General features: G+C 58.0%; 19 protein-coding genes. 1 reads left to right on the top strand and 18 read right to left on the bottom strand.

Annotation, left to right across the window (positions count from 1 at the left end):
* Positions 1-2: 2 nt before the first annotated feature.
* The 5 genes from ACO079_RS08390 to ACO079_RS08410 form a co-directional block, all read right to left on the bottom strand.
* The gene (locus tag ACO079_RS08390; RefSeq protein WP_421789199.1) at positions 3-1,256 is read right to left on the bottom strand and encodes a TolC family protein; all 1,254 of its coding nucleotides are present in this window, start codon (positions 1,254-1,256) and stop codon (positions 3-5) included.
* A gap of 86 nt (positions 1,257-1,342) precedes the next feature.
* Positions 1,343-1,699, bottom strand: a complete 357-nt coding sequence (locus ACO079_RS08395) for a hypothetical protein (protein ID WP_421789200.1) — start codon at positions 1,697-1,699, stop codon at positions 1,343-1,345.
* Positions 1,700-1,962: 263 nt separating this feature from the next.
* A complete protein-coding gene (locus ACO079_RS08400) occupies positions 1,963-2,727 on the bottom strand; it encodes a DUF4198 domain-containing protein (protein ID WP_421789201.1) in 765 nt (254 codons plus the stop codon).
* A gap of 66 nt (positions 2,728-2,793) precedes the next feature.
* Positions 2,794-3,231, bottom strand: coding sequence for a c-type cytochrome (locus ACO079_RS08405; protein ID WP_421789202.1), 438 nt, complete (start codon positions 3,229-3,231; stop codon positions 2,794-2,796).
* A gap of 1 nt (position 3,232) precedes the next feature.
* Positions 3,233-4,231, bottom strand: coding sequence for an acyltransferase family protein (locus ACO079_RS08410; protein ID WP_421789204.1), 999 nt, complete (start codon positions 4,229-4,231; stop codon positions 3,233-3,235).
* A gap of 225 nt (positions 4,232-4,456) precedes the next feature.
* Here ACO079_RS08410 and ACO079_RS08415 point away from each other — a divergent pair, with 225 nt between their 5' ends.
* Complete coding sequence (locus ACO079_RS08415; protein WP_421789206.1) at positions 4,457-4,723, top strand: DUF5676 family membrane protein; 267 nt, start codon at positions 4,457-4,459, stop codon at positions 4,721-4,723.
* On the opposite strand, the gene ACO079_RS08420 is transcribed toward ACO079_RS08415, so the two are convergent.
* The 13 genes from ACO079_RS08420 to ACO079_RS08480 form a co-directional block, all read right to left on the bottom strand.
* The gene (locus tag ACO079_RS08420; RefSeq protein WP_421789208.1) at positions 4,720-5,469 is read right to left on the bottom strand and encodes a PepSY domain-containing protein; all 750 of its coding nucleotides are present in this window, start codon (positions 5,467-5,469) and stop codon (positions 4,720-4,722) included. The two genes, ACO079_RS08415 and ACO079_RS08420, sit on opposite strands and share 4 nt — an antisense overlap.
* Positions 5,470-5,550: 81 nt before the next feature.
* Positions 5,551-5,856, bottom strand: a complete 306-nt coding sequence (locus ACO079_RS08425; RefSeq protein ID WP_421789210.1) for a hypothetical protein — start codon at positions 5,854-5,856, stop codon at positions 5,551-5,553.
* Between the two features lie 29 nt (positions 5,857-5,885).
* Entirely contained in the window at positions 5,886-6,656 is a 771-nt protein-coding gene (locus tag ACO079_RS08430; protein WP_421789212.1) for a copper resistance protein B, read from the bottom strand.
* Positions 6,656-8,503: a copper resistance system multicopper oxidase gene (locus tag ACO079_RS08435; RefSeq protein WP_421789214.1), complete on the bottom strand. Its 1,848-nt coding sequence runs from the start codon at positions 8,501-8,503 to the stop codon at positions 6,656-6,658. The genes ACO079_RS08430 and ACO079_RS08435 overlap by 1 nt, the downstream gene beginning before the upstream one ends.
* Before the next feature lie 115 nt (positions 8,504-8,618).
* Positions 8,619-9,230, bottom strand: a complete 612-nt coding sequence (locus ACO079_RS08440) for an RNA polymerase sigma factor (RefSeq protein WP_421789216.1) — start codon at positions 9,228-9,230, stop codon at positions 8,619-8,621.
* Positions 9,193-9,624, bottom strand: coding sequence for a periplasmic heavy metal sensor (locus ACO079_RS08445; protein ID WP_421789218.1), 432 nt, complete (start codon positions 9,622-9,624; stop codon positions 9,193-9,195). The genes ACO079_RS08440 and ACO079_RS08445 overlap by 38 nt, the downstream gene beginning before the upstream one ends.
* Positions 9,624-9,944 carry a hypothetical protein gene (locus tag ACO079_RS08450; protein ID WP_421789220.1) on the bottom strand — a complete coding sequence of 107 codons (321 nt, stop codon included), beginning with the start codon at positions 9,942-9,944 and terminating at the stop codon, positions 9,624-9,626. Before ACO079_RS08450 ends, ACO079_RS08445 begins: the two co-directional genes overlap by 1 nt.
* A gap of 13 nt (positions 9,945-9,957) precedes the next feature.
* Complete coding sequence (locus tag ACO079_RS08455; protein ID WP_421789222.1) at positions 9,958-10,401, bottom strand: nuclear transport factor 2 family protein; 444 nt, start codon at positions 10,399-10,401, stop codon at positions 9,958-9,960.
* Position 10,402: 1 nt separating this feature from the next.
* Complete coding sequence (locus ACO079_RS08460; protein WP_421789224.1) at positions 10,403-11,521, bottom strand: acyltransferase family protein; 1,119 nt, start codon at positions 11,519-11,521, stop codon at positions 10,403-10,405.
* A gap of 6 nt (positions 11,522-11,527) precedes the next feature.
* A complete protein-coding gene (locus tag ACO079_RS08465; RefSeq protein ID WP_421789226.1) occupies positions 11,528-12,256 on the bottom strand; it encodes a DUF2231 domain-containing protein in 729 nt (242 codons plus the stop codon).
* Positions 12,257-12,377: 121 nt separating this feature from the next.
* Complete coding sequence (locus tag ACO079_RS08470) at positions 12,378-13,655, bottom strand: APC family permease (RefSeq protein ID WP_421789227.1); 1,278 nt, start codon at positions 13,653-13,655, stop codon at positions 12,378-12,380.
* Between the two features lie 71 nt (positions 13,656-13,726).
* Positions 13,727-14,392, bottom strand: coding sequence for a class I SAM-dependent methyltransferase (locus ACO079_RS08475; protein ID WP_421789229.1), 666 nt, complete (start codon positions 14,390-14,392; stop codon positions 13,727-13,729).
* On the bottom strand, positions 14,389-16,680 hold the full coding sequence (locus tag ACO079_RS08480) for a copper-transporting P-type ATPase (RefSeq protein WP_421789231.1): 2,292 nt from the start codon (positions 16,678-16,680) through the stop codon (positions 14,389-14,391). Before ACO079_RS08480 ends, ACO079_RS08475 begins: the two co-directional genes overlap by 4 nt.
* Positions 16,681-16,695 lie beyond the last annotated feature (15 nt).

The raw sequence follows: 16,695 nt of genomic DNA on the forward strand, positions 1-16,695 counted from the left end.
GATTAGCCCTCCTCACCATTTGCGGACGCCAATGCGTGCAGCATCGGTGCGCCGGCGAGCAGATCGATATCGATCGCGGCTTCGGCCAGTTCGGTTTGAGCTGAGATCACATCGATACGGACGTCGAAATAGGTGCGTTGGATGTCGAGCAGGTCGAGAATATCTATGGCACCTTCGCCATAGGCCTCTTGGGCTGCGACAAATGCCGAATTCGAAGCCGGAAGCACACTTTCTTCAAGCTGAACTAGAGAAGTTTGTGCTCTGGCCAATCGCGCGGCTGCACGTGCATAGCTGCCCAGAATCGTGCGTCTGGCAGCTTCCTCATCTAGTCGCGCGCCGTTCTCGCGGGAGAGCGCCGCCCTGATGCCGTCACGGTTTTGATTAAGAACGGGGATCGGTAGCTCGATGGTTGCCAGATAGGCGACTTCATCGCTCCCGCCGAAGCGGCGTATACCGGTTCCGATTGTGACATCAGGGATGGATTCCGCTTGCTCCCGGCGAACCTGGTAGCGGCTTGCTGTCGAAAGGGCTCGAAGCTGGCGAAGCTGAAGATTCGTTGCCAAGACACCGTCAGCGGTCATCGCTGAGACCTCGGTCAAGTTCAGCTCTTCTAGTGGTGAGACAAAATTGCCTACAAGAGCTGTCTCTGCCCATAGTGCCGCCAGATTTTGGATCGCTCCGGTTTGGGCCTGTCGGGCTTCTTCAAGAGCGATGGATGCTCTCGCCACCAATATTTCGGCGCGCCGTCGTTCAATGGGCGAAGCTCTGCCGGCATCGACGCGTGCATTGATGGCATTCCCCGTACGCTGGGCGGTCTCAAGTAATTCCTGTCTGACCACGAGTGTCTGTGAGGCGGAGTAGGCTGCAACGAATGCGCGCGCCGTGTCGGCCAACAGCGCAGCGCGAGCCTGCGCTGCCTCTATCGTCGCGGCGTCAGCCCTCGCGTTCTGGGCGCGGTAAGCCCATTGCCGGTCGCCTCCGAGTGGCACCGTCTGGCTAATTGAAAGCGTCGTATCCGCTTCGCTCAGCCCGCTTCTATCGCCGCCGAAGTCTTCGATTTCAGCGCCAAGCGTAGGATTATCCCAACGTCGTGCGAAGGCCGCCTCAGATTGCAGTGCATCGGCTTCCGCTAATGATGCAGCCACGACCGGGTTGTCGTGCACAGCTCTTTCGAGCACGTCAGATAGATAGATTGTTCGGTTCGGTGCAGTCTGCGCGAACGCCACATCGATTGGAGCGATGACAAGAAGTATCAAAGCCAAAGCTCCGCAGCCCGGCTGAGCATTCGGGTAATGTCTCATAATTTGGGATTCCGATTGTTGTTTTCAGTTCAGCTTTACGTTCAGGCTGAAACAAAAATCGGAGGGGTAAAGGGCGGTTCAGGCGGCCGGGAATTCATTCGATCATCAAACCGCTCGAAACGTACAGGAAGCTGCTGCTGATATGGCGATGAAATCGCAAGTCCAAAGCCTATCGCGTGATGGCACACACCGCAGCCATGAAGAGCGTGACGACCATGTTCTGAGTTCTCGTTTTTCTCAGGACGGTCCGAGGTGCCGCTCGAGGTGGAGCTATCGGCTTGGTCGTAAAGCCCCGACTCGACCACATGATGATCGTGTCCCGGCGTGACGGCCGAGGCCGTCTCAAACCCGAACCCAATCAAAAAGGCCAGAAATATGAATGATTTGAGAAATTTCATCTTGGCTAGTCTAGACATGATTCTCTAGTAAGTCGATGCGACTACTTGTCATGCTTTATTCTCGCGACATCTCTGGGCGTTCGCATTCGTGGATCGGACAAGCAACAACCAAGAGCACTTGGGACATCTCTCATATATTTTTGACCGGTCATCTAGCTGTTCCGAAAATTTTCTCTTTATCGATAGCACCGGCTCCTCGAAGTAGCTCATATACAGGGCCAAGATAGCAAAACTGATTGGCCGCGACCCAAGTCATACATGCATCAGCGCAGAATTACCGACAGGGTTGCCTGGTCGCTATGATAGTTGCCGCCCTGTTCGTCAGGCAGTGTGATCCAGACCGCCGAAATCAGGATCGCACCTGACCAATCGGCGTTGACCTCCAGCAATCCGTCCGAATTGGTCCTCACGCGTTCATGCTCACCGCCTGCGCTGTAGATGTCGACATCATGCATTGGGAGGGATTCGCCCTGCCAAAGTAGGCGGAAGGTCCGGTCACTCTGTGGCGAAGCTACAAACTCCAGTGCCTGGCCGACCGGCTCAGCGGCGAACGTGGCGCCCAGTTCGCAGGTTTCGACACACAGGAAAATCTTGGCGTGTTTCGTGTAACTGCGCATCATGGCAGGGTCGCCGGGCAAGGCGTCGAATGCGGCGCGCACATCCATGCCGGCTCCGATCTCTTCGAAATATTCCGACACATCTTCCGGCGCGATTTCGCCGGAATTTGGGTGGGTACTTAGTGACACTGTCGCGAATCCGACCGCTTGCGGTACGAACATTATCTGCAAAGCGGTAGGCGTTTCCGCATAGGCTATATCCTCAATCACGTCCTGACCGACCCTCACCAACGCGAACGCTATCCGGTCACGGGAGGGGCCACTCTCGATATACGGAAATTCAAGCGCGCTGGTCAGCGACACCGTGACGTTGGCGCCGGCGTCCCAAACCGTCTGATCGGAAGCAAGAAAGGTTTTGTGGCCATACGCTGAAGACGGCCAAAGTAGAAAAACCAGTAGGCCTGCGATCACCGTTCTTTTGCTATGGGCGACGGAATGAAACAATGGCGTAACTCCTGCAAATGGTTAGGGCAGATCCTACTCGATATCGGATTGGATTTCACGGATCTCCGCCGGCCACTGGCTTTTGATGAAAGCGAGCGTGGCGATGATTTCCTCATCGCTCATCACATCGCCAAACCCGATCATATCAGTCTCATAGCCGTCAGGCGCAAAGGCCGCAGTCCCGTATTTGGTGATGTTGAAGAGCGTCTCGTCGGAATGATGCCATGTGTGGCCGGTTGCATCATGCGGCGGCGCCGGCAGTCGGCCATTGTCGCGGCGTTGCCGCCAATTCTCTTCCCCCTCGAGATTGGAGCCGTGACAGGAAGCGCAATGCGCCGCATAGAGTCCCCGACCCTGCGCCACCAGGACATTGTTGCCGGCGTCGATCCGACTTGGATCGGTAGCGGCCTCCGGCTGCGAGCAGGCCGCGACTAAAAGCGGCGTCAGCGACATCATCATCCGAATTTTCATCTCAAAGCCCGTCTCCGTTCTTCCGGTTACCTATACCCGCGAGCCAGCGGCCCAGGGCGGCTTTCCGCGTCAGGCTCGGTTGCTCGATTAGATGCCAGGACAATGCGGCTACTAGGAGTGTCAATGGCACACCAAACGCGACCAGGAGGAGTTCTGACCGGGCAACGGCCATGGCCCAGAGGATCTGAAAGATCGGGTAATGCCAGATATATATGCCGTACGACCAATCGGGCATTCGCGAGAATGTCGGCAATCCACCGAGCTTTGAGAACGCCAACCAGAACAGGATTGAGGCAAGCGCCAGGTTGAGAAAAGTTTCGGCCAATGGCGACGATCCGAGGAGATACCAAGCGGGCAGAGCGAGCAGCGCTACAATCGGCAGCAGTGGTATTCTGTGCCGGGCTGAATAGATCAGCATTCCGAGTAGGAAGGCCGCACCCAGCCGCAGTGTGAGCGCAATGATTGCCGGGCTGTCTGGCCAATAGGCTTCAATGGCGAGATACCCAACCGTTGCCGCGACCAGAAGAACCAGATGGGCGAGCCAGCCGCGTCCAATCCCTGAAAAGAACAAAATGGCCGCGCCAATGTAGGCCAGGACTTCATAGCGCAATGTCCAAAGTGTTGCCGAGAACTCGCCCGGTGCAGGGTTGTTTCCGAACACACCTAGCGGCCCCTGCGATGTGTCGAGAAACAGCATGACATTGATCGGATAAAGCCAAGTCTGCGGGCTGGCCCAATAGTCCCGCACGGATGCCGTTGTAACCAATGGTCCAATCACCAGCACGGAAGCAATGGCAAGAACAATCAGCGCAGGAAAAATCCGAAGCGCTCGGGAAGCCGAATAGCTTGCGAGGTTCGCGCGATGTTCGAGACTTCCTGCTATCAGGAAGCCACTGAGAATAAAAAACCCGCTGACGGCGGCATAGCCTATCGACCAGCCATTGATGGCAACGGCTGGCCCATCAGCAATACCTCGCGGAACGACAAATATGTGTTCCACCATGACCGCCGAGGCGAGAAACAAGCGAATGAGTGTGAGTCGATTATCGCGCCCGGTGAAGGCGTCTCCGATTGTGTTCCAGTTTATGGCCTCGCCTCCCAGCCTGCCCTTTCAGGCATCTACGTGCGCGGCAATGCCATCCCTCATTTTCTAGAGAAACAAAATTGAGGGAGCCGGCCAATCGATTCGTAGATTTGAGTGATCATGAACACGAGGGAGGACGCCATGTCAGAAACAAACAACACACGCCTGCGGATTATTCCGCTGGGTCTGACCTTGTCGACATTCCTGTTGCTCACATACCTGATCTGTATTGTGTTCGGGATATTTGCTCCGGAACAATTCCACATGCACGAAGCATGGGCACCGCTTTTGCCCGGGTTTGAATGGTTGACACCAGCCGGCTTCGTGTTTGGCGCGCTAGGCGCATTTGCCTATGGCTGGTTCATTGCAGTTGTTTTTGTGCCGCTACACCAGTTTTTTCATCGCTAACTCAAGTGCTTCTTCGGGCGCGGCGCTTTCCGATTGGCCAGCGCCATCCGAAGTAGCCGCTGCATCCTCAGGATCAACAGCACGAATCCGGCAAAAACCGTCACCAGCGCGAAAAGTGCAGCGGTAATCACCAGTGGATTGTTGAAGTTCTCGCGCTCTTGGTAGTCCATGATGTGGAGCATCCAGAAGAAGTCATAGAGCCGCCAGGCGTCATTTCTGCGGGCGACGACCAGCCCTGACGTTTCCGAAACGTAGATCCGCGTGCCTTCGCCATCATTAAAATTGATCCGCCAGGTCGGCCCCGGGCGCCGCGATTCCCAGGTAGGTTCCTCGAAATACTCGACAGCGGATATTTCAGGGTCGCCGGCATAATCGGCAACCGCGATTTCGATCGCGCGATCGCGGCTGATCGGCGTGATGACCTCTCCTGTGACAGCATCCACCAACCGGCTGCGCCCTTCTTCCACGACGACATTCCAGACCGGCCGCCCTTGCCAGAGCTGAAGGTGCGCGGTGCGCACCGGGAGGCCCGGAAATGCTGCCTCTGCGGCCTGGCCGATGGCAATCACCGTGGCCGGATCAATCGGCGCACTGGCAGGCTCGGCGATATTGTGCTCACCGCGAACGCGTTCGATGGGGATGACACTCATCACGACGCCGCCAGTCACCCAGAGAATGATTTGGACGCCTACGATCAGCGCAAGCCACTTATGAATACGAATTGTCCAGCGCAGCAATGTCGTCATCGCCTTCCCCCCCTTTGCCAGTCCGCCGCGCAACCCAAGCCGGGTGCGCGGCGGTGCAGGCGCTCAATTCGTCTGAGCCGGTCAGTCGTGACCTTGATGAGTGCCGCTGTGACCCTCACCGCCGTCGCCATGATGCTCCTCGTGCATGGCTTGCATCATTTCGTGGCAAGCTTCGGCGCGTGCACGCTCTTCATCGGTCAAGCTCGCCATGATCGTGTCATGGTCCTCACCTGCCTCGTGGCGGGCCATCATGGCTTCGTGCATTTCCATGCAGGCCGAGCGATCCGGATTGTCGTTGGCGGCGTGATCACCGTGCTGGTCGGCGAGCGCCGATCCGCTGGTCAGAAGGAAGACAGCGCTTCCGAACGCGAGAGTAAGGTTGGCCATTACAAGGTACTCCTTTGGATTGAGAGACTTCAGAACCAGATACGAAGACCGGCCACGATCGCTGTGGATTCCGGGTCGGCGCCTGCAGCACGGGTGTAGTCAGCGGTCTCACCCAGCTGTCTCGTCCATTCAATCCCCACATAGGGAGCGAACTGCCTGACAAATTCATAACGCAGGCGTAGCCCGGCCTGGAGGCTGGTGAGTCCCGCCCCGGTCTCCAGTGACGGAATGTCTTCAGCCGACCAAGCCAGTTCGGCGCGCGGTTGAAGGATCAGTCTCTGGGTCAGCAGCAGCTCGTACTCGGCTTCAGCAATGCCGGTCAGCTCCCCGCGATCGGAGAGGTAGGCCCGCGAACTGAGCTCGAACCAGTAGGGCGCGAGTCCCTGAACGGCTGCGACGGCATGGGTGCGCTCGCTTCCCGAAGCAAAATCCTGAGCCACACCGGCTTGGACATCGAAATAGGGAGAGATCGCACGCGACCACAGTGCTTCCACGCGCAACTCTTCGAAAGCACCCGCGTCGAGGCTGTAATCGGCTTCGCTTCGAAGCCACATGCGGTTGAGCCGACCTCCGTACCAAGCGTTGATATCCCACAAACCCGCTTCCGATCCGTTGGCAGACCGATACTCAATGCGGTTCGCGATGAAAGAAAACTGGCGTTGTCCGCCGGTTTCGTGGCGCAACTCGTCCAGCGAGCGCTCCATCTCCTCAGGCGGATAGAATTGGTGCGCGTAATCCTGCGCGTGAGCAATGTTCACGGTGGCGAGCACTGCAACGGTACCAAAAAGGATCGCGCGCATCAGTGATCTCCGTGCTGCATGTGATGACCGGAATGTGCTGGCGGGGCCTCGCCAGCTCGCACCGAAACCACCTGAAACATGCCCGCATGCATATGGTAGAGCAGGTGGCAGTGGAAAGCCCAGTCGCCGAGATGCTCGGGCGTTACATCGACCGATAGCTTCTCGCCCGGCTTTACGTTGATCGTGTGTTTGCGCGGCTTGTGGGACGTTTCGCCGTTCACCACCTCGAAGAACATGCCGTGAAGATGGATCGGGTGAACCATCATCGTGTCATTGACCATCGTCAGGCGAAGACGCTCGCCCTGAATGAACTCGATCGGCTCGACGACCTCGCTGAAACGGGTGCCGTCGAACGACCACATATAGCGTTCCATATTGCTGGTCAGATGCACCTCGATCTCACGGGCCGGAGCGCGTTGATCCGGATTGCGGTCCAGACTGCGCAACTGGGTGTATGCGAGCGCCCGGTGCGGCACGTCCTCCAGACCCGCACCCGGCTCATGCAGGCGGCTGACCGGTTGCATGGCAACATTCGCCACGCCCGGACCGCGGCGATGGTCGTGGCGTTGCGGCCCGGAGTCCACGCCGCCCATGTCATGGCCCATTGCGACATGATCGGTTGGTGATTGCGGCGCAGTGCCGTGCCCCATGGCAACATGATCCATTTCGGGCGCCGCAGGTTCGGCCATGTCCACGCTACCATGGTTCATACCTGTCATAGCGCCGTGGTCCATGCCCATATCGCGCATCGTTGTCGTCGGGCGCGGACGCAAGGCCGGCACCGGTGCAACCATGCCCAAACGCGGGGCAAGCGTGCCGCGCACATAACCGCTGCGGTCGATCGTCTCGCACATCAGCGTATAGGCCCGGTCTCCACGCGGCTGTACGACCACATCATAGGTTTCAGCCACACCGATCTGGAATTCATCGGTTTCAACCGGCTGGACGTCCAGACCGTCGGCCTGAACCACCGTCATGGGCAGACCGGGGATGCGCACATTGAAGAACGTCATCGCCGAGGCGTTGATAAAGCGCAGGCGAACGCGCTCACCAGGCTCAAACAGACCGGTCCAGTTGTCGTCGAGACCATGCCCGTTCATCAAGAAATCAAGTGTCGCTCCCGTTACATCGGAGATGTCGGTCGGACTCATGCGCATCTGTCCCCACATCAAACGGTCGCGCAGTGCGGACCTGAACCCGTTCTGCGATGCATCGCGGAAGAAATCCGGAACGGTGCGCTGCTGAAAATTGTAGGTGTCGCTCGACACCATCAGGCGCTGGAAGACGCGATGCGGCCCCTCGAAGGTGTAATCGGACAGCACGATGATATATTCGCGGTCAAACCCTACCGGATCTGCGCCGCGCGGCTCGATGATGATGGGGCCGTAATGCCCCAGCTGTTCCTGCAGCCCGGAGTGGGAGTGATACCAATACGTGCCCGACTGCCGCAGCGGGAATCGGTAGGTAAAGGTTTCTCCCGGCCGGATGCCGGGGAAGGTCACGCCAGGAACGCCGTCCATCTCGTTCGGCAATAGAATACCGTGCCAATGGATCGACGTGTCCGTGTCAAGTGTGTTGTGAACGCGAAGAGTGATTTCATCACCTTCGCGCCAGCGCAATAGCGGCGCCGGCACTTGGCCGTTCACGGTGATCGCCGGACCTGTTCGTCCATCAATCGCCAGCTGGGACCGGCCGATCGTCAGGTCGAATACGGTTCCGGAAAGCGGTTGCAAACCGGACAAGTTGGCGGCGCCGGCGCCCTGCGCCCATGCTGGGGCGATATCGCCGACAAGGAGTGTGCTGCCGAGTGCTGCAGAGGTTTGCAAGAAATGTCGTCTGGAAAACAAGATTCGCTCCTAATGACCTGTGCGAGCGTTTGCGCCTGGGATACGGTTCGATCCAAGGGGGAGGGAGGAAACCGAAAACTCCAGCAGGCGCAAACTGTGTCTGAATACGTGGGGACTAATCAGCCCCCTCATCGTTTGCTGTAGTGGAATCTCGTAGCCTGGACCTTGCCCGATATATCCGCACTTCAACTGCTTTGGCCGTCAGGCCCATGACCGTGCCGATTTCCGCATGCGTCAGCCCCTCGATGGCCGACAGGAGCAAGGGTGTTTTCAGTCCCTCCGGCATTTCCCGGATTGCACCTTCGACTTGCTCGAGCGTCTGCCGGTCGGCGACTTCGATATCCGGTGCAGGTGCCGTGCTTGCATACTGCTCCATTGAATCTTCACCGCCCAGCCAGCGCATGGCCGTTCGCTTTCTCAAGGCGTCACGCCCCTTGTTGCGCGCCATGTGAAATAGCCACGCCACGAAAGACAAGCTTGGGTCGAAACGATGCAAATTGCGATGCAGGGCGACAAAAGTCTCCTGAGCCGCGTCATGGGCGTCATCCACGTTCCCGAGAAGGCGCGTCAAATACCGCACGACCATGGGTGAGTGACGCCGCATCAGCAGGTTGAACGCCTGATCCCTCCCTTTGCGGGCCTGAGCGACGAGATCAGCATCAGCAGCATTGTCATCGGACGCAGACGCATTACTGCCCGGCATCAAATGCGTCTGCCAGTCGGACATCGAAGGATGCGCGTTGATCGTCAGTAAGAACGGCCCGCATCGCCAGAATGTGGCTCAGCGTCTCGACTTGGAGCTCGCCCATCGCAGTGTGGATCGCCTGGGCATGCATGGAGACCCCTTCGGAAAGCTCTTGATCTTCCAGCAATGCCTCACCCATGGCTTGACGCGCCGCCGCCATCTGTGCCTCCAGCTCGTTTCGGCGAATGGCAAAAGCCGTTTCCAGCTCCTCAATCAAAGCGTCCTGCTCAGGTGAAAGGTGTAATTCGTGATGGACCATAGCGTGCAGGCTGGGCGTTTCGTCCTGATCGGACGCAAACAGCGTGATACCCATCCAGACCCCCGCAAGCCCGCCGAGAACGCCCAGGGCAACGGCAACGATACCGGCCCGCAGCATCAAGACCCCGCCTTGGGTAAATCTGCCAGAGCCGAAATCGAATAAGGCGCATGGCTTGTGAACACAGCAAGGTCGTCGACATCGCGATCAGTTGCCAGAGCCGCGCCGGATACACTGCCGACGACAAGTGCCATGGCCGCTGGGGCGGCCCGCCATGCGACACCGGGGCTGACGGATTTGAGTCCGTCCACAAATTCGCGCCATCGTTTCGGGCGGTGGTGAATGCGTTGCCAGACCGAAGCAGCAAAGGCTGGTTCGTCAATCTCTGGCGTCGTCACGGCCATTTTCTCGAGCTGTCGATCAACCGGATCAATCGTCATGTTTCAAAACTCCTCAGGATGTATGGAGATGGCGCAGCCGCCAGCCATTGTCAGTCCGCGTCAGGATTGCCGTGCCATGCGCGTCGCGTTCACGCGCCTCGCCATGCGACACATATTCCATCCGGATGGTGAATGTCGCAACCGCGAGGTCGCCATCAATCGCGATGTCGTAGCTGTGCCAGTCATAGACATCGATATCAAAACCTTCAGCGGCAAACTCTGGTGCCAGATGATGGTCGCGGTAGTCGGCCCAGCCGATATTGGTGCCCGAGCCTTCAAAGATCGTGAAGTCTTCACCCTCGGCCAGGACCCAGGCTTCGGCTTCTGTTACGTCTTCTGCAGCAAGCGCACCGGAATAGGCCTCGAGTGCCGCTTCGATATCATGTTCTTCGTGGGCGAATGCAGGTGCCGAGGCGAGAAGGCTTCCGGTGAAGGTCAATACAACAAATTTGATCATTTCAGTCTCCTTTGGAGCGCGCGACTGATTTCGCGCGATGGTTTGTGAGCCACGCATCGCCCCAGCGGCGGATGGCACGTCTTGATGGTTTTTCAAGCCATTCATAGGTGGCACTCGACGCTGCCAGCATGGCCACGATCATTGCCAAAAGGACGAGGGTCGAGATGGTGGCCCCGATCAGGCCAAACACGTCCTGCAGGAGATTGAAGGCGATCATGAAAAACGGAACATGGAGCATGTAGATCGCATACGATATCTCGCCGAGATAGCGTATCGGATCCCACTCCGGACCCCGAACGGAGTGGCGATCAAGCTCGGCAAGGAAATAGATCAGCGGCGCGCCGAGAAGTGCAATAATGCGGTCATCCCAAGCCCAATGCGCAGACAGCAAATATATGGTAGCATTCGCCCAAAAGGCCGCGAGCGCAGCATGCCTGCCAAGTCGGTAACGACATCCGATCTGGTACAGCGCGACCCCGATCAGAAATTCCGGAATGATTCTCAGAACGCCAAATCTTTCAGTCGCCATGGGCAGGCTCTCGGCGAACAAGGCCATGTGAAGCCGATCAAGCACAAGAAAAAATGCGATCGCGAGCACCAGTAGGCTTATGGGCCGGCGCGATAGCGCCAAGGCGATCATCAGATAGGCCGGAAAGGCAAGATAAGCGAACCATTCAGCGCTGATCGACCATGACGGGCCATTCCAGCCAGGATTGGGGGCAAAGCCCCACGCATGAACCATCAGGATATTGGCCGGCAAGTCAGCAAGCGGAAAGTCTTGCGGACTAAATGGGACGCCCGCGAACCAAGCGCCCAGCACCGCCAGCGCCAGTAGTGCTATTGTTGCAATGTGTAGTGGATAAATGCGGGCGAACCGGGCAAGAATGAAACGGGGAAAATCAAATCGCCCCTCCTCACGCGCTGTCAAATAGACATGTGCCAGCACGAACCCTGACAGGATGAAGAACAGGTCAACGCCGAACCGGCCCATCGCGAAAAAAGAGGTCACGGCGTCGACATCGACCGACCAGGGTTCACGCCAATGATAGAAGACCACCCACAGCGCGGCAAAGAAGCGGAGCCGGGTCAGTGATGGCAGATCGGCGGGATAGACAGACATTTTCGCCTAACCACCCATCAGATGCGCCAGTCCGCCATGCGCCAGCGATCCGCCGAGAAAAGCGTTTGTGAGAACGGCCAGAACGGCCAAGAACAAAATCAAGTTCATGGTCCAAAAAGCAACCGCGTTTTGGGTGCGCCGGTGCCACTCGACGCTGCCGGCTAAAGCGAATAGGCCGACCGCTAAACCACTGCCCAACCAGCGGTGAATCGACATGATACCTGTCTCTGTCGACGCGGCAGGTCCCGCATGAGCCCAACCCAGCACGCCTGCAGCGAAGCCTCCAAAGGCGGCTGTCCAGACAAGGAATCGAACGGTTTCAGCATATCCGGGGCGCCCCGTTGTCAGGCCTATCGCATGTGCCAGGGCCGCCACCAGAACAAGGGCTATAGGAAAGTGGACAGCAACCGAATGTAGCGCGCCCGCCTTGGCGATCGCTCTTTCGAGATCTGTTTGTGGACCATGATCACCCCAATGCGCATGCCCGCCGGCGACGTCTGCAGCAGCTTGTCCGTTCTGCACCTCATGGGCGCTAGGGTGATCTTGACGGTCGTCGTCTGGAGAGGCGGGGTGGTGAGCGTTTCGAGATTCAGGCTCGGACTGAGCTTCGCTCGACTCGCCGACTGCATTCTCGGTTTCGCGATGCTCGGCGGGAGGATGAGCCAGTACCGAAACCGGCACCAGGAAAAGGATCAACGCCAGCGCAAGGCCGGACAGAAGTCTTGTTGCAGTCACAGGGTCACTCCACACATTTAGAGGAAATGTTTACGCACTCATGACGGTATTCCCTCATTTCCAGGGCTTGAATCCGTCAGCTTTCGCCGTTCCTAAATGAGCGGGGGTATGAAAACTGCGCCTAATCCGCGTGTTCGCTTGGATGGGAATCGGTTCTGTTCCGCCAACGCGACAAATACAGCTTTTCAAACGTGAAGATTCCCGCAATCGCGCTAACCGAAATCAAGATGATCAGGGGGTCGCTCATGGCTTTCATGACCAGAAACGCACCCAGGGCAACAAGATCAAATAAAATGGCGCAAACCAGCACAGCCGGGTTCGCGCCGACATCCGCCCGCATCCGTCGCAAGACACCCCAGTGGATGATCACATCCATGACGAGATAGAAAATCGCGCCCATGGATGCGATTCGGCCGAGGTCGAAAAAGACGGCCAACACACTTGCCGCGACCACAGTGTAGACCAGCGTATGCGTCTGGATGTTGCCAGGCATTCCAAAATGCCTGTGTGGTATGAGATCCATGTCTGTCAGCATGGCAATCATCCGCGAGACAGCGAAAATGCTCGCAATGACACCGGAAGCTGTAGCAATGATTGCGATAATGACCGTGAACCAGACGCCGGCATCACCGAATGCCGGCCGAGCCGCTTCGGCGAGCGAATAGTCCCGGGCTTGAGAGATTTCCTCGATCGAGAGAGTCGAGCCAACGGCGAATGCCACAACCAGGTACACAACCAGACAAATCGCCAGCGAAATCGAGATCGCCCGACCTACATTCCGCTCCGGGTTTTTCACCTCATCGCCGCTATTGGTGATTGTTGTGAAGCCCTTGAAGGCAAGTATGGCGAGAGCGACGCCCGCCAGAAAACCTGTAACCGATGTGGTCGCGCCGCTGTCGGTACTTGCGGGCTGAAAGCTGAAACCGGCCGCCCAAAGCACAAGAATTCCGAACAGCAATATGCCGCCAATTTTCGCGACGGCGGCCACCTTCGAGATGCCACCAATGATCTGGTTGCCTGCTATATTCACGAGAAACGCAAATACAATGAGCCCCAGCGCCAGCAACGGAACTAACGCCTCCGTGCCGTCAAGATCAAACAGCCGAAGCGTGTAGGTTGCGAACGTCCGCGCTACGAGGCTTTCATTGATGATCATCGAGAATGCCATCAACAAGGCCGCGCCGCCGGTGACTGTGGCCGGCCCATAAGCCTTTTTCAGGATCATCGCGATCCCGCCGGCAGATGGGTATTTGTTCGATACCTTTATATAGGTGTAGGCACTAAATCCGCTGATAATTGCCGCCAGCAGGAATGCGAGCGGAAAAAACGGTCCCGACAGCTCGGCAACTTGGCCGGTCAGGGCGAATATCCCGGCGCCAATCATGACGCCCGTTCCCATGGCAATTGTCCCCGCGAGACTTAAGCTGCCAGCCGTATACGATGTCGGCACGTGACAATCCTTCCTTGCGGCTAGTCGTTCTTCAGTACAGCGCGGTAAAGTGAAATGGAACCGGTCGGTGTCGAAACAACCCGCGGAATGGTGACACTCAGCCCTGCCTCACACATCAAATCCAGCAAAACGCCGTCAGCATTGGGCTGCGTATCCCTGACACCATCCAACAACTGAACGGTCATGCGAAACAAGACGCGCATCAGAGCGTTTTGCGGCGTCCCGTAGTCCGCGATATGAATCTCGCCGCCTGTCGCAAGCAGGCTACACATGGCGCGAATTAGCTCTCGCTTGGTTTCCAATGGTGTTTGGTGAAACACAAGGCTGGAAACGATCGTAGTGGGTCTCCAGTGTGGCGGGAGAATGTTTCGCGACAAAAAGCCGTGGACGAACCGCAATGACGGGCTTTTACCATCTGCCTTGGTAACCGCACGCATAAGCGCGCGTTCATCGGGATCTATTCCGATAATCTCGGCCTGTGGCATCTGCTGCTTTAGCGCGATCGCTAACGAGCCAGTGCCGCATCCAACATCTAGAATCCTGTCGCCCGGTGAAGTGGCAATCTGTTCAATGAACGACGATCGCCAAACACGTTCACGCGTCAAACCGCGAATGGCCGCGTCGTAGAAAGGCGTTAGCCAAGCATGGCCAAGCGGTGGCGTGTAACTACCACCCCTGTCGGTCATATCCGCGCACTCCGCAACCGCAATGCGTTGACCACGACCGAAATCGATGATGCGCTCATCGCAAACGCAGCGAACATCGGACTGATGAGAATGCCGAAAAATGGGAACAGCAGGCCCGCGGCAACCGGCACGCCGGATGCATTGTAGACAAGTGCAAAGAACAGATTCTGTCGGATATTGCGCATTGTTGCGCGCGCCAGTCGTCGAGCCCGGACAATCCCGTCGAGATTACCTTTTACAAGTGTAATTCCGGCGCTTTCAATGGCAACATCTGCGCCTGTGCCCATCGCGATTCCGACATCGGCTTGGGCGAGGGCGGGCGCGTCGTTGACCCCGTCGCCTGCCATAGCGACTTTGCGGCCTTCGGACTGAAGATCGCGGATAATCGACGCCTTGTCCGCCGGCATGACGTCTGCCCGGATCTCGTCGATCCCGAGGCGCGCGCCGATGGCCTTCGCCGTGCGCTCGTTATCGCCTGTCGCCATGATGATACGAAGGCCGAGCGCATGGAGATTCTCTAGAGCCGACGGGGTCGTTTCCTTGATCGGGTCCGCCACGCTAACGAGGCCTGCGATCAACCCGTCCACAACAACGAACATGACCGTCTCGCCGTCGTCTCGGCGTGCATTGGCCGTCTCGACCAGCCTTGAGCTCTCAAGGCCCATATCCGACATCAGGCGGGCATTACCGAGCGCGACTTCGCGGCCCTCGACGACTCCCTTGACGCCCTTGCCGGTGATCGCCTGGAAATCATCAGCCTTGGCGATTGAAATACCGCGCTCTTCGGCACCCCGAACGATGGCTTCGGCCAGCGGATGTTCTGATCCGCGCTCCAGCGACGCAGCCAGACGCAAGACCTCCGCTTCATCATTTCGCGCTTCGGGCAGAATCGCGACGAGTTTCGGCTTGCCTTCCGTGAGCGTGCCGGTCTTGTCGACAATCAGCGTGTCGACTCTCTCGAACCGTTCGAGCGCTTCGGCATTCTTGATTAGGACACCGGCCTGTGCGCCGCGTCCTGTCGCCGTCATGATTGACATCGGCGTCGCCAGTCCTAGCGCGCAGGGACAAGCAATGATCAGAACAGCGACCGCCGATATCAATGCATAGGAGAGCGCGGGCGCAGGTCCCCAGATCGCCCACGCAACAAAGGCGATAAGCGCAATGATGATGACCGCCGGGACAAAAAATCCGGCGACCTGATCCGCATATTTCTGAATCGGTGCGCGGGAGCGCTGGGCATTGGCGACCATTTCCACGATCTGGGACAACATTGTGTCGGCACCAATGCGCGTAGCCTCCACAACCAAGCTGCCAGTGCCGTTGATCGTAGCTCCGGTCACTGTGTCGCCAGTGGTTTTCTCGACTGGCAACGGCTCGCCGGAGATCATGCTCTCATCAATTGATGAGCGCCCTTCAACGACCCTGCCGTCCACGGGCACTTTGTCACCGGGCCGAACCCGCAAATGGTCGCCCAACTGAACGTCTTCGAGCGGGATTTCGGCTTCTGAACCATCCGGACGAATGACGAACGCCGTCTTGGCGGACATATCCATCAAAGCCCGAATGGCCTTGCCGGTACCCTCGCGAGCACGCAGCTCCATCACCTGACCCAGCAAGACCAGGACAACGATGACCGCAGCGGCCTCAAAATAGACGCCGACATGACCGTCCGCGCTGCGGAAACCGTCAGGAAAAATGTCCGGCACTAGCACAGCAACCACGCTGAATATCCATGCCGCCGATACGCCCATCGCGATGAGCGAAAACATGTTGAGATTCATCGTTCGGAATGAATTCCAGCCTCGCTCAAGAAACGGCCATCCGCACCAGAGGACAACCGGAGTGCCCAGAACCAGCTCGATCCAGAGCGTGGCGCGTTCGCCGAAAATCTCGCGAACGCCGGGAAAGCCGGCCAATGGCCCCATGGTCAGGACAAGGAGTGGTAGGGTCAGGAATGTGCCGATCCAGAAGCGCCGCGTTAAATCGACCAGTTCCGGATTGGGCCCGTCTTCATCCATAGTGGCTGATTCCAGTTCCAGCCCCATACCGCAAAGGGGGCAAGAGCCTGGCTGGATTTGGCGGACCTCCGGATGCATCGGACATGTATAGACAGCGCCTTGATGCCCGGAAGGGACGGTATCGTACCGTCCGCCCTCGCCGCCCGTCGAATTGCCGGCGGCGGGTGTACACGCCGAATGATCGTGGCCTTGCGGCTTTGAGCTGCCGGCGGAGCCCGCGTTTTCCTGGCCGCCGCAGCATTGATGTGCCTGTTTGTCCTTGCTTGACATGACCCGTCCGCTCCT

The sequence above is a fragment of the Hyphobacterium sp. genome (genome assembly GCF_965228115.1).
GTDB lineage: Bacteria > Pseudomonadota > Alphaproteobacteria > Caulobacterales > Maricaulaceae > Hyphobacterium.